Raw genomic sequence first — 13,972 nt, 5'->3', positions numbered from 1 at the left:
CTTTCCGATTCTTAACGCGCTTTGTCTGACGGAAGCGTCCAAAATGCTTCCTCGGATGTGGCGCGCGCGAACGTCAGGGGACACTTGGGACGGCGCGAGCTCGTTCGTGTTTCTTCGTGGGCAAGTTTATGGACCAGCATATCAAGAACCCGTCGATCGTGGCGTCCGAACAAACCAGGCGGCCGTCGCGCTGGCGAGGCTTTCTGACGGGATGTATCGTGCTGGCGGTGCTCGCCGGCATCGTCTGGTGGACGCGGCAACAGGCTGCGCCGCCGCAGGCCGGCGGCGGGCGCAACGCCGGGCCGATGTCGATCGTGCCGGAGGCGGTCGGCAAGGGCGATATCGGCGTCAGCCTGAATGCGCTCGGCACCGTGACGTCGCTCGCCACCGTGACGATCCGGAGCCAGATCAGCGGCTACCTGATGAAGATCGATTTCAAGGAGGGCGACGAGGTCAAGAAGGGCGATCTGATCGCCGAGATCGACTCGCGTCCCTATGAGGCGACGCTGGCGCAGGCCAAGGGGCAGCTCGCCCGCGACGAGGCGCAGCTGAAGGGCGCCCAGGTCGATCTCACCCGCTACCAGAACCTCGCGGCGCAGAACGCGGTGCCGCATCAGACGCTCGACACCCAGGTCGCGCTGGTCGCGCAGTATCAGGGCACGGTCGAGGCCGACCGCGCCTCGGTGAAATCGGCCGAAGTGAATTTGGCGTATTGCCACATCGTGTCGCCGATCAACGGGCGGGTCGGGTTGCGCCAGGTCGACCTCGGCAACTACGTGACGCCGGGCGACACCAACGGCCTCGTCGTGATCACGCAGCTCGAACCGATCAGCGTGCTGTTCACGCTGCCCGAGGACAATCTGCAGGCGGTCGCGAAGCGGCTGAAGGAGGGCGCGGTGTTGCCGACAGCGGCCTATGACCGCAGCGGCGCCAACAAGCTCGCCGAGGGATCGCTGCAGACCTTCGACAGCCAGATCGATGCGACCACCGGCACGATCAAGCTGCGTGCCCAGTTCGAGAACGACAAGCGCACGCTGTATCCGAACCAGTTCGTCAACATCCGCCTGCTGCTCGACACGCACAAGGATGCCACGACGATGCCGACCGCTGGCATCCAGCGCGGCGTGCCCGGCACCTTTGTCTATCTCGTCAATGCCGACAGCACGGTCTCGGTGCGGCCGGTCAAGCTCGGCGTCACCGACGGCGACCGTGTCGAGGTGCTCTCGGGGCTGGTGCCCGGCGACCGCATCGTGATCGACGGCGCCGACAAGCTGCGCGAGGGCGCCAAGGTGGTGGTGCGCTCCGCCACCGACGCCGCGAACCCGGCTGGTGCAGCTAAGGGGACCGCGAACGGCGCGGCGAAGGGAGGCGGGGCTGCTCCCGACAAGCCTGGAAGCGGCGACCGCAAAGGTCCTGCGGACGGGCAGACAAAATGAACCCGTCGCGGCCATTCATCCTGCGGCCGGTAGCGACGACCCTGATGATGATCGCCATCATGCTGTCGGGCATGCTGGCGTTCCGATTCCTCCCCGTCGCGGCGCTGCCTGAGGTCGACTACCCGACCATCCAGGTGCAGACCTTCTATCCGGGCGCGAGCCCCGACGTGATGACGTCGTCGGTGACGGCGCCGCTCGAGGTGCAATTCGGCCAGATGCCGAATTTGAATCAGATGAGCTCGGTGAGCTCGGCCGGCTCATCCGTCATCACGCTGCAGTTCGGCCTGTCGATCTCGCTCGATGTCGCCGAACAGGAGGTACAGGCCGCGATCAATGCCGCCGGCAACCTGTTGCCGTCGGACCTGCCGGCGCCGCCGATCTACGCCAAAGTCAATCCGGCCGACGCGCCGATCCTGACGCTGGGCCTGACCTCGAAGACCATGCCGCTGACGCAGGTCCAGGACTTCGTCGACACCCGGCTGGCGCAGAAGATCTCGCAGCTGCCCGGCGTCGGCCTCGTCAGCATCAGCGGCGGCCAGCGGCCCGCGGTGCGGATCCAGGCCGATATCCGCAAGCTCGCGGCCTACGGGCTCAACATCGACGATCTCCGCACCACGCTCGGCAACGCCAACGTCAATACGCCGAAGGGCAATTTCGACGGCGCGATGCGCGCCTACACCATCAATGCCAACGACCAGATCCGCAATGCGAGCGACTACCGCTCGCTGATCATCGCCTACAAGAACGGCTCGCCGGTTCGCCTCAGCGACGTCGGCAACGTCGTCGACGGCCCGCAGAACGACAAGCTTGGCGCCTGGATGAACGAAACGCAGGCGATCATCCTCAACATCCAGCGCCAGCCCGGCGCCAATGTGATCTCGGTGGTCCAGGGCATCAAGGACCTGTTGCCGCAGCTGCAGGCGACGCTGCCGGCGGCGATCGATCTCAACATCCTGACCGACCGGACCGTCACGATCCGAGCCTCGGTCCGCGACGTCGAATACGAGCTGGCGCTTGCGGTGATCCTGGTCGTGCTCGTGATCTTCGTGTTCCTGCGCTCGACCCGCGCGACGCTGATCCCGAGCCTGTCGGTGCCGCTGTCGCTGGTCGGCACGCTGGGTGCGATGTATCTGTTCGGCTTCAGCCTGAACAATCTGTCGCTGATGGCGCTGACGATCGCGACCGGCTTCGTGGTCGACGACGCCATCGTCGTGATCGAGAACATCTCGCGCTACATCGAGGAGGGCGAGTCGCCGCTCGAGGCGGCATTGCGCGGCTCCGAGCAGATCGGCTTCACCATCATCTCGCTGACGGTATCGCTGATCGCGGTGCTGATCCCGCTGCTGTTCATGGGCGACGTCGTCGGCCGCCTGTTCCGCGAATTCGCCATCACGCTGTCGGTCACGATCCTGATCTCCGCCGTGGTGTCGCTGACGCTGGTGCCGATGGCCTGCGCCAAGCTGCTGAAGCCGGAGAGCATGACGCGGGAGAACACCTTCCAGCGGCTCAGCCGGGAAGGCTTCGATCATGTCATCGCGATCTACGCCCGGATGCTCAACTGGGTGCTGGATCGCCAGACCTTCGTCCTGCTGATCGCCCTCGCCACCTTTGGTCTCACGGCGCTGCTCTACGTCGTCATCCCCAAGGGCTTCTTTCCGGTGCAGGACACCGGCGTGATCCAGGCGATCTCCGAGGCGCCGCAATCGGTGTCCTATGCGGCGATGGCCGAGCGGCAGCAGCGGCTTGCCAGCGCGATCCTCAGGGATCCCGACGTCGAGAGCCTGTCGTCCTTCATCGGAGTCGACGGCACCAACACCACGCTCAATAGCGGCCGTATCCTGATCAATCTGAAGCCGCATGCGCAGCGCAAGGCCGGCGTCGCGACGGTGATGGACCGGATCAAGGCCAGCACCGCCGATCTGACCGGCATCACGCTCTACATGCAGCCGGTCCAGGACCTCACCATCGAAGGCACCGTGAGCCGGACGCAGTATCAGTTCATCCTGCAGGACGCCGATCCGAACGAGCTTGCGGAGTGGACGCCGAAGCTGGTCGACAAGCTCAGGGGATTGCCCGAGCTCAGCGACGTCAGCAGCGACATCTCGGCGCAGGGGCTTTCGGTGTTCGTCGACATCGATCGCGATCAGGCCGCGCGGTTCGGCATCACGCCGGCGACGATCGACAACGCGCTCTACGATTCCTACGGCCAGCGCATCGTGTCCACCGTCTTCACCAATTCGAACCAGTACCGCGTCATCCTCGAGGCCCGATCCGTCGCTGCAGACCTCGCTGGACTCGCTGTCGTCGATCTATCTGCCCTCATCGGTGGGCTCGACGCCGGTGCCGCTGTCGGTTATGGCCAAGATGCGGATCGAGACCGCGCCGTTGCAGGTCTCGCATCTCGGCCAGTTCCCGTCGGCAACCGTCTCGTTCAATCTCGCCCCCGGCGCCTCGCTCGGCGGCGCGGTGACCGCGATCAAGCAGGCGCAGGCCGAGATCAACCAGCCGCTCGGCATGATCACGAGCTTCCAGGGCGCGGCACTGGCGTTCCAGTCCTCGCTCTCCAACCAGCTGTTCCTGATCCTGGCCGCGATCATCACGGTCTATATCGTGCTCGGGGTGCTCTATGAGAGCTTCATCCATCCGCTGACCATCCTGTCGACGCTGCCGTCGGCCGGCATCGGCGCGTTGCTGGCGCTGATGATGGCCGGGCAGGATCTCACCATCATCGCGATCATCGGCATCATCCTCCTGATCGGCATCGTGAAGAAGAATGCGATCATGATGATCGACTTCGCGCTCGATGCCGAGCGCAACGAGGGCAAGCCGCCGCGGGAGGCGATCTACCAGGCCTGCCTGTTGCGGTTCCGGCCGATCATCATGACGACGATGGCAGCGGTGCTCGGTGCGCTGCCGCTGATGCTCGGCAGCGGCGCCGGCTCCGAGCTGCGGCATCCGCTCGGCATCTCCATCGTCGGCGGCCTCCTGGTGAGCCAGCTCTTGACCCTGTTCACGACGCCGGTGATCTATCTCTGGTTCGATCGCCTCGCGCTGCGGTTTGCCGGGCGGGCGGACGAGGTCGGCGAGGCGAGCGGGTCGCGTTGAGCCATGGATCCGTCAACGCCCTTCATCCGCCGGCCGGTCGCAACCACGCTGTTGACGTTCGGGCTTGCGGCGGCGGGCCTCGTCGCGTTCTTCAAGCTGCCGGTGTCGCCTCTGCCGCAGGTGGATTTTCCGACCATCTCGGTGCAGGCGACGCTGCCCGGCGCCAGTCCGCAGGACGTCGCGACCACGGTCGCCAGCCCGCTTGAGCGGCATCTCGGCCAGATCGCCGACGTCAGCGAGATGACGTCGTCGAGCTCGGTCGGGCAGACCCGGATCACGCTGCAGTTCAACCTCAATCGCGACATCGACGGCGCGGCGCGGGACGTGCAGGCCGCGATCAACGCGGCGCGCGCCGATCTGCCGACCAGCCTGCGCAGCAATCCGACCTACCGCAAGGTCAATCCGGCCGACGCGCCGATCCTGATCCTGACGCTGACGTCGGACACGCTGACGCGCGGCGCTCTCTACGATGCCGCCTCCACGGTGCTGGCGCAGAAGCTGTCGCAGGTCGAGGGCATCGGCGAGGTGGTGGTCGGCGGCAGCTCGCTGCCTGCCGTGCGCGTCGATCTGATCCCGCAGGCGCTCTACAAATACGGCATCGGTCTGGAAGACGTGCGCGCGGCGCTGTCGAGCGCCAACGCCCACAGCCCCAAGGGCGGCATCGACGTCGGCGACCAGCGCTATCAGGTCTACGCCAACGACCAGGCCAACAAGGCCGACGACTACAGATCGTTGATCGTGGCCTACCGCAATGGCGCCCCGGTTCATCTCTCCGACGTCGGCGAGGTAGCCGACGGCGTCGAGAACCTGCGCAATGCCGGGCTCGCCAACGGCAAGCCGGCCGTGCTGCTGATCCTCTATCGCCAGCCGAACGCCAACATCATCTCGACGGTCGACCTGGTGAAGGGCCTGACGCCGCAATTGCAGGCCTCGATTTCGCCGGCGATCGACATCGGCCTCGCGGTCGACCGCTCGACAACCATCCGCACCTCGCTCAGGGACGTCGAGCGCACGCTGGTGCTGGCGGTGCTGCTCGTCATCATCGTGGTGTTCGCGTTCCTACGTAATCTGCGCGCCACCTTCATTCCGGTCGTGGCGGTTTCGGTGTCACTGGTGGCGACCTTCGGGGCGATGTACCTGTTCGGCTACAGCCTCGACAATCTGTCGCTGATGGCGCTCACGGTCGCGACCGGATTCGTGGTCGACGACGCCATCGTGGTGCTGGAGAACGTCACCCGCTACATCGAGGAGGGCCTCAGCCCGCTCCAGGCGGCGCTGAAGGGCGCAGGCGAGGTCGGCTTCACCGTGCTGTCGATGAGCATCTCGCTGATCGCGGTGTTCATCCCGATCCTGCTGATGGCCGGCATCGTCGGGCGGCTGTTCCGCGAATTCGCGATGACGATCTCGATCTCGATCCTGATCTCGCTCGCGGTCTCGCTGGCGACCACGCCGATGATGTGTGCCGTGCTGCTCAAGCCGGACCGCGGCGGCCGCGGCCGGCTCTATTGGGCCAGCGAGCGCTTCTTCGAGGCGATGCTGAATTTCTATCGCAGGACGCTGACCGCGGCGCTGCAGCACCCGCTGTCGGTAATGCTGACCCTGGCGGCGGTGTTCGGCCTCAACTTCTATCTCTACGACGTGATCCCGAAGGGATTCTTTCCGCAGCAGGACACCGGCCGGCTGATCGGTTCGATCCAGGCCGACCAGAGCGTGTCGTTCCAGCTGATGCAGCAGAAGCTCGCGCAGTTCGTGGGCATCATCCAGAAGGATCCGGCGGTGGAGACGGTGGTCGGCTTCACCGGCGGCGGCCAGACCAATTCCGGCTTCGTATTTGTCTCGCTGCGCCCGCTCGACCAGCGCAAGATCGGCGCCGACGGTGTCATTTCACGGCTGCGCCGCCAGATGGCAGTGGTGCCCGGCGCGAGCCTGTTCCTGCAGGCGGTACAGGACATCAGGGTCGGGGGCAGGGCCTCGAACGCGCAATATCAATACACATTGCAGGGCTCGACGCTGGAGGAGCTCAATGACTGGACGCCGAAGATCGCGGCAGCCTTGCAGCGCGATCCGAACCTCGCCGACGTCAACAGCGACCAGCAGAACAAGGGCCTGGAATCCGAACTCGTGATCGACCGCGACGCCGCGGCCAGGCTCGGCATCACGGTAAGCCAGATCGACAACACCCTCTACGACGCCTTCGGCCAGCGTCAGGTGTCGACGATCTATGTCGCGCGCAACCAGTACCACGTGATAATGGAGGTCGCGCCACGCTACTGGCAGAACCCCGAGACGCTGAAGGACGTCTACATCAGCACGTCGGGCGGGTCGGTCGGCGGCTCGCAATCGACCAACGCGGTGGCCGGCACCGTGGTGGCGCCGGGAACCTCGAGCGCGGCCAGTTCAGCCAATGCCCAGGCCGCGCGCAACCAGGCCACCAATTCGATCGGCTCGACCGGGAAGGGCGCGGCGTCGACCGGATCGGCCGTCTCGACCAACAGCGAGACCATGATCCCGCTGTCGGCCGTAGCGGCGTTCAAGCAGGGCGCGACGCCGCTGGCAGTCAACCATCAGGGCCTCCTGGTCGCCAATACCATCTCTTTCAACTTGCCGCCGAACGTGTCGCTGAGCACCGCGGTCGCCAGCATAGACGCGACCATGAACCGGATCGGCGTTCCGGCGACGATCCGCGGCACCTTCCAGGGCTCCGCGAAGGCGTTCCAAGATTCGCTCAACAACCAGCCGTTCCTGATCCTGGCCGCGATCGTCACGATCTACATCGTGCTGGGCGTGCTCTATGAGAGCTATGTCCATCCGCTGACCATCTTGTCCACACTGCCCTCGGCAGGTGTGGGTGCCTTGCTGGCACTGATGGCATTCAAGACCGAGTTCAGTATCATGGCGCTGATCGGCGTCATCCTGCTGATCGGGATTGTGAAGAAGAACGCCATCATGATGATCGACTTTGCGCTGGACGCGGAACGCAGGCGCGGGCTGGAGCCGCTCGAGGCGATCAAGGAGGCCTGCCTGCTGCGCTTCCGTCCCATCATGATGACGACGATGGCCGCGCTGCTCGGCGCGGTGCCGCTCGCGATCGGGATGGGCGACGGCGGCGAGCTGCGGCAGCCGCTCGGCATCGCCATCGTCGGCGGCCTGATCCTGAGCCAGGTCCTGACGCTCTACACGACGCCGGTCATCTACCTCTATCTCGACCGGTTCCGCTTGTGGGCCCAGCGCGTCCGCCGCGGCAGCGCCATGCCGATGCCGGGCTCCTCACTTCAACCGGGCGAGTAAATGCCCACAGGTGCAGCGTTGCATAGTTTTCGAATATTGGGGAAACCGGTCCGGTTTCGCCGCGTGGCGGCGTTCGGCGGGCTCGGCCTTGGTCTGAGCCTTGGCCTGACCGGCTGCATTCCCGGGGTTGAGAAGCCCGAGCTAAGCCTCGAAGTGCCGGCGAGCTATCGCGCCGCGGCCAAGGGCGATGCCGACGCCGCCGTTCCGGCGCTCGCCTGGTGGCGCGGCTTCCGCTCGCCCGAGCTGACCGGGCTGATGGAATCCGCGCAGCAATACAATCTCGATATCGCGGTGGCGATCGCCCAGATCGTGCAGGCCGACGCGCAGACCGGCGTGTCCGGCGCCGCGCTGCTGCCGTCGATCTCGGGATCAGCGAATGCGGAGCGTCAGAAGGTAGCGACGGGATCGAGTTCGTCGCTCGGCGGGAGCAGCGGGACGTTCTCGCAATACAATCTGGGGCTGAGCGCGAGCTATATCGTGGATTTCTGGGGCAAGAACCGCGCGACGCTGTCGGCGTCGGAAGAGAGCGCGACGGCCTCCCGCTACAATCGCGAGGTGGTCGCGCTGACCACGATGGCGACGGTGGCCAACACCTATTTCCAGGTGCTGGCGGCGCAGGACCAGATCAAGGCCACCCGGCGCAATCTGGCGGCGGCCGAGCGCATCCTGGCCTTGATCAAGTCGCAATTCGCCGGCGGCACGGCCTCGCAGCTCGACCTGTCGCAGCAGGAGGCGCTGGTCGCCACGCAGCGCGCGGCGATCCCGCCGCTCGAGGTGACGCTGGGGCAGAACACGGCCGCGCTCGCGCTGCTGGTGGCGCGCGCGCCGGCCGATTTCTCGGTGCGCGGCGGCAGCACCACGCAGATCTCGGTGCCGCGCATCACGCCGGGCATGCCGTCGGAACTGCTCTACCAGCGGCCTGACGTCCGCCAGGCCGAGGCGCAGCTCGCGGCCTCCAATTTCAGCGTCGACGCGGCGCGCGCGGCGTTCTTCCCGCAGATCCAGCTGACCGGCACCACGGGCTTCCAGAGCGCGGCGCTCGCCTCGCTGTTTGCGCCGGGCGCCTGGTACTACACGCTCGCCGCCGGGCTGACCCAGCCGCTGTTCGACGGCTTCCTGCTGGAGAGCCAGTTCAAGCTCGCCAAGGGCCAGCAATTGCAAAACCTGCAGGCCTATCGCAAGGCGGTGCTGTCGGCCTTCGCCGATGTCGAGAAGGCGCTGATCGCGTTGCAGAAGTATACCCTGCAGGAGCGGCTGCAGTCCGACGTCGTCGCCGCCTCGCGCAAGGCGTTCGAGGTCTCCGAGACGCAGCTGCGCGGCGGCACGGTCAATCTCATCACGGTGCTGCAGACGCAGCAGACGCTGTTCACGGCCGAACTCAATCTGGTGTCGGTGCGGCTCAACAAGCTGCTGGCGGCGAGCAGTCTGTTCCAGGCACTCGGCGGCGGCTGGACGCCGGCCGGCACGCTCGCGACGGCAGTGCCATGAGGTCGGTCATGCAGCGGTTCGTCACGCTCTTCGTCGTTATTCTCGTCATCGCGCTCGGCGCGCCGGCCGGCACGGTCCGTGCGCAGCAGCGGCCACCGAACAGCATTCCGCTCGCCTTCGGCATGAGCGCCGACCAGGCCAGCCAATCGCTCGGTGTTCCCCTGAACTACGTTCGCGGCACGCCGGGCAATGAATTGTTCGTCGCGCTGCCCAATGTGAGGGGCAGCGTGCTGTCGCGGCGCAGCGACGGGCTCTATCTGCAGTTCGGGAAGGGGCGCCTGATCGCCTGGAAGGGTGACTGGGGGACCATTCCGCAATGAAGGCCTTGGCCATGACCGCCATCAGAATACTGATCGCCTGCGCAGCCATCACGCTCAGCGCTGCTGCTGCGTCAGCCCAGAACCTGGAGCCGCGACGGCCGCTGCGCTACGGCAGCACCGGCGGTGCGTATTTCGACGGCAGGAACGACGACCGCGATTTCCGCAGCAACGGCTCGTTTCCGGGCAGCTTCGCCGCCGATCCCTTCAGCGCGGGCTTCGGCGCGGCGGGCCTGTTCGGCTCGACGCCGTATCACTCGACGCGGCCCTATCCGTCGCAGGTGACCTTCGGCGCGCCATGCCAGGATTGCCGTCCGCAGCGCACGCGGCGGCACCGCGACCGGCAGGAGTGAGGAGCTCGGGAGATCGACACTTCTAGCTCTTACGCAGTAGATCTTCGATGATGCGCGGCTTCATCCAGCCGACCTTGTCGATAATCTCCCTGCGCAACGCGTCCTTTTCCATCTCATATTGCTCGCGCGAGGTGTCACGGTCGCCGCTCGCGGTGGTTCCGAGCGTCTTGAGCAGCACGTTGTGCCGCGCCTCCCACGCGATCACTTGCTCGGTCATGGCTTGCGTCACCGCCGGCAGGAAGCCGGGATGGCCTGCCAGGCCGCATGCTTCCGTGGTCTGCGGATCTGCCGCCAGCATGATCACGTTCCACTGGTCGTAGCCGATCAGATCCAGCTGCGCGTAGAGGAACGCGCCGTGCGGCCCATCCCAGATCTTGTGGTCGATGACCAGGAACGGCAACGCGTGGCAGTAGCCGTGGCGCGCCGTCATGTCACGGTTGAAGCTCTCGGTACGCTCCTGCAGCCGTTGGCTGGCCGCAGCGAACACGGCGAGGCGATTGTCAGCGCTCGGCGCGATGCTGGCTGCGTCGTCGGGTGCGAACCCCGCATCGCGCAGCATCGGTCCGATCCGCGGATCTTCCCACTGCTTCTTGTGAAAGGCGGGTGCCGCGCCAGCGGCATCCGGTGCCGGACGCAAGGGCTTCTTGAGCTCGCCCGAGGTCGCCTGCTTCTTTCCGAAAACCACCCTGCGCTCGAACATCGTGCCGTTCCTGCCAAGTTGGGGGAAAAGCATGGCAAACAATGCCCAGATTTGTCTTAATCGGTCAGGGCAGGCGGCGGCGATCGAACAACAGGGTGACGCAGCCGTTAAGGCCAACGCGAAAAATCGACCGATTCGCTGCCGTCAGCGGCCTAACTTGCGGCGGCGCTTGTCGATTTCGCCGGCGCGGGGGTGACGCGGGCGAACCGCACCACGAAACGGGTGCCCTTGTGATCCGGGTCGCGCTCGACGCTGGCGTCGAGCTTGGCGGCCATCGCCGCGACGATGCGCTGGCCCATGCCGGTGCCGCGCGGATCGGCTTTGTCGGAGAAGCCCACACCTTCATCGCTGATCGCAAGCTGCAATTCGTCGGCTTGCGGCTTCAGTTCGACATGGATCGGGCCGGCGCCGTCGGGATAGGCGTATTTTACGGCGTTCATCACCAGCTCGTTGACGATGATCCCGATCGCGACCGCGCGATCCGGATCGATCTCGATCGGGTCGGCCTTCAGCGTCAGCCGCGACATCTTGTTGCCTTCGGCCGATCGCCTGAGATCCTCGAGCAGCGCTTCGAGATACTGGTTGAGCATCACCGTCTTGAAGTCGTGCGAGGTGTAGAGGCGGCGATGCACCTGCGCGACGGCGGCGACGCGGCCCATCGCATTGGTGAGCGCCGCCTTGACGTCCTGCTGGCTCGCGGAATTGGCCTGCAGATGCAGCAGCGAGGCGATGATCTGCAGCGAATTGCCGACGCGATGGTTGACCTCGCGAAGCAGCACCTCGCGCTCGGCGGCGAGCGCGGCGTAGCGGTCGCGGGAGGCGTGCACCTCGGCCTCGGCCTCGTCGCGCGCCTTCTGGATGGCGGCGCGCCGCAGCGCGCCGTTCACCGCGACCTGGAGCAGGGGGATGAATTCGCCCCTGACGTCCTTGACCAGATAGTCCGCCGCGCCGGCCTTCAGTGCGGTGACGGCGATCGCCGAATCCTGCGAGGCGGTGACGAACACCACCGGCGGCGCGTCCGCAATCTTGAGGATCTGCTCCAGCGTCTCCAGCCCGTCCAGGCCGGGCATGTACTGGTCGAGCGCGACGACGTCGATGCCGCCCTGCGCGAGGCGGTCGAGGCCTTCCTGGCCGCTTGCGGCGTGCACGACCTTGTAGCCCGCGCGCGTCAGCCCGCGTTCGACCAGGCGCGCCAGCGCCGCGTCGTCGTCGATATAGAGCAGTGTCGGCGTTGCGCTGGTCATAGGGAAGCTGGCGGCACCTGAATCACGGAAAAGAACAGGCCAAGCTGGCGAATGGCGTTGGCAAAACTTTCGTAGTTCACCGGCTTGGTGATGTAGACGTTGCAACCGAGTTCGTAGCAGCGCTTGATCTCCTGGGAGTCGTCGGTGGTGGTCAGTACGACGACCGGCGTCGCCTTGAGATGCTTGTTCTCCTTGACCCGCTTCAGAATGTCGATGCCGGTCATGTCAGGCAGATTGAGATCAAGCAGGATGAGCAGGGCCTGGTTCTTGCGCTCGACCGCGCTGCCGTCCTTGCCGAACAGGTAGTTCACGGCCTCTGTACCGTTGGTGAACGGGACGATCTCATTGTTGACACCTGAGCGCCGGATATTCCGCTCAATCAGGCGCGCATGGCCCTCATCGTCCTCGATCATGATGATGGTGACTGGATCGCTCATGATTCCTTATCCCGGTGCTTGTCTGAGTTCTTGCCTGACCATTTGATAGGCAGCGTGATCGTGAACGTGCTGCCGCCGTGAAGTTCCGATGCTACCGACATGGTGCCTCCCAGTCTGCGCACAAGTGCGCGGACATGGGCAAGCCCGATGCCCTGACCGGGCTTGTCCTGGGTCCCAGCACGGCGGAACAGATCGAAGATACGCTGATGGTCTTTCGGATCGATGCCGCGGCCGTTGTCGGTGACCTCGAAGATCGCAAAGCCGAGCTTGGTGCGGCCCTCGATCGTAATCTCGCCGGGGACGCCGTCCTTGAGATATTTGAGCGCATTGTCGATCAGGTTGGAGAAGATCTGCTCCAGCGCGAGGCGGTCGCTGACGATATTCGGCAAGGCGCGGACCTCGATGGTCGCATTGGCCTCGGCCGCCTGATGCGCGACCGTCTTGACGATGCCGTCGATCAGCTCGCGCAGATCGATCCGCTCTGGCTTGAACTCGCGGCGGCCCTCGCGGGTGAGATTGAGGATCGCGCTGATCAGGCGGTCCATCTTGGCGATCGACGATTTGATGAACCCGAGCGATTCGTTGAATTCGTCGGATAACCGCTTGTCGGAGCCTTCGAGCTCGGGCTCGGCCACGTCGGTCGCGTCTTCCATCGTTGGCGTCAGCGACACAGTGCGATTGAGCGTGGCAATGCGCCTGAAGATATCGCCGCGCAATTCCTCCAGCTCGCTGGTGAAGCCCATGATGTTGACCAGCGGCGAGCGCAGGTCGTGGCTGACGATATAGGCGAAGCGCTGGATTTCCTCGTTGGCCTCGCGCAGGTCGGCCGTCCGTTCGTTGACGATGGCTTCGAGATTGACGTTGCTGTCGCGCAGCTTGGCCTCGGCCTCGTCGCGCGCCCGCGAGGATTGCCGCAGCAGCACGAGAGAGAGGGCGGCGAGCGCCAGCACCATGCAGGAGCCGGCGATGGTGACGGAGGAGGCCAGCACCTGGGTCCTGTCCGCAGTCGCGGTGCGCGTCGCCAGCAGGCGATCTTCCTCGGCGCGCATGTCGCGGCCGATCCGGGCGATCACTTCCAGCGCGTCGGTCGATGTGCCCTTGCGCAGGATGTCGATGCTGGTCGCGGTGTCGTTGTTGTTGACGCGCTCGATGCTGAGGGCGAACTCGGCCAGCCGTTGCTCGACGGCGGCCTTTAGCTTCGCGGCATTGGCGACCTGCGCCGGATTGTCGACGGTCATCATCTGGAGATGGCCGAGCGCCGCCGGAAGCCCGCCTGCAGCCGACCGGTACTCGGACAGGTACTGTGGTGCTGACGTCAAAAGATACGCCCTGGTCGCGCTTTCGGCGCGCCTGATGTCGAGCAGCAGATTGGCAACCTGGCTCTCCACCTCGACCGTATGGACCACCAAGGCATTGTCTTCACGCGCCTTGTTGACCAGCAGGACGGAGGCCACGCTGACCGCGACCAGCACGAAAAATCCCGCCGAAAGCAGCAGGATCTGTAGCGTGGACCGGCGTCGTGAAACCAGTGTCACGACGGTCTCTTCGCGGGAGTGGGATTCAATGCGTCCCCGTGGAAAGCCAATACCCCTCAAATACGCTTG

9 protein-coding genes and 1 pseudogene are annotated in these 13,972 nt (G+C 65.4%); 6 read left to right on the top strand and 4 right to left on the bottom strand.

The window, feature by feature from the left end:
* The first annotated feature begins 128 nt into the window (after positions 1-128).
* From ACVISU_RS02930 to ACVISU_RS02905, 6 genes and pseudogenes are all read left to right on the top strand, one after another.
* A complete protein-coding gene (locus ACVISU_RS02930) occupies positions 129-1,436 on the top strand; it encodes an MdtA/MuxA family multidrug efflux RND transporter periplasmic adaptor subunit (protein ID WP_456705958.1) in 1,308 nt (435 codons plus the stop codon).
* A pseudogene (locus ACVISU_RS02925) lies at positions 1,433-4,541 on the top strand (MdtB/MuxB family multidrug efflux RND transporter permease subunit). Before ACVISU_RS02930 ends, ACVISU_RS02925 begins: the two are co-directional and overlap by 4 nt.
* Before the next feature lie 3 nt (positions 4,542-4,544).
* The gene (locus ACVISU_RS02920) at positions 4,545-7,829 is read left to right on the top strand and encodes an efflux RND transporter permease subunit (protein WP_456705957.1); all 3,285 of its coding nucleotides are present in this window, start codon (positions 4,545-4,547) and stop codon (positions 7,827-7,829) included.
* A complete protein-coding gene (locus tag ACVISU_RS02915) occupies positions 7,830-9,317 on the top strand; it encodes an efflux transporter outer membrane subunit (RefSeq protein ID WP_050401355.1) in 1,488 nt (495 codons plus the stop codon). It abuts the gene before it with no gap.
* An 8-nt stretch (positions 9,318-9,325) separates the two neighbouring features.
* A complete protein-coding gene (locus ACVISU_RS02910; protein WP_050401453.1) occupies positions 9,326-9,637 on the top strand; it encodes a hypothetical protein in 312 nt (103 codons plus the stop codon).
* An 11-nt stretch (positions 9,638-9,648) separates the two neighbouring features.
* Positions 9,649-9,987 (top strand): BA14K family protein, encoded by a 339-nt coding sequence (locus ACVISU_RS02905; RefSeq protein ID WP_456705956.1) that lies wholly within the window; start codon positions 9,649-9,651, stop codon positions 9,985-9,987.
* Between the two features lie 22 nt (positions 9,988-10,009).
* Here the strand turns inward: ACVISU_RS02905 and ACVISU_RS02900 are convergent, their stop codons facing one another.
* The 4 genes from ACVISU_RS02900 to ACVISU_RS02885 form a co-directional block, all read right to left on the bottom strand.
* Positions 10,010-10,687, bottom strand: a complete 678-nt coding sequence (locus ACVISU_RS02900) for a hypothetical protein (protein ID WP_456705955.1) — start codon at positions 10,685-10,687, stop codon at positions 10,010-10,012.
* A 152-nt stretch (positions 10,688-10,839) separates the two neighbouring features.
* Positions 10,840-11,931 (bottom strand): sensor histidine kinase, encoded by a 1,092-nt coding sequence (locus ACVISU_RS02895; RefSeq protein ID WP_050401352.1) that lies wholly within the window; start codon positions 11,929-11,931, stop codon positions 10,840-10,842.
* Entirely contained in the window at positions 11,928-12,368 is a 441-nt protein-coding gene (locus ACVISU_RS02890) for a response regulator (protein ID WP_456705954.1), read from the bottom strand. The genes ACVISU_RS02895 and ACVISU_RS02890 overlap by 4 nt, the downstream gene beginning before the upstream one ends.
* Positions 12,365-13,897, bottom strand: coding sequence for a sensor histidine kinase (locus ACVISU_RS02885; RefSeq protein WP_050401452.1), 1,533 nt, complete (start codon positions 13,895-13,897; stop codon positions 12,365-12,367). The genes ACVISU_RS02890 and ACVISU_RS02885 overlap by 4 nt, the downstream gene beginning before the upstream one ends.
* Positions 13,898-13,972 lie beyond the last annotated feature (75 nt).

It is taken from the genome of Bradyrhizobium sp. USDA 4452 (assembly GCF_054063575.1).
The sequence above is the reverse complement of the archived record's forward strand: the minus strand, read 5'-3'. Positions and strand labels throughout refer to the sequence as shown.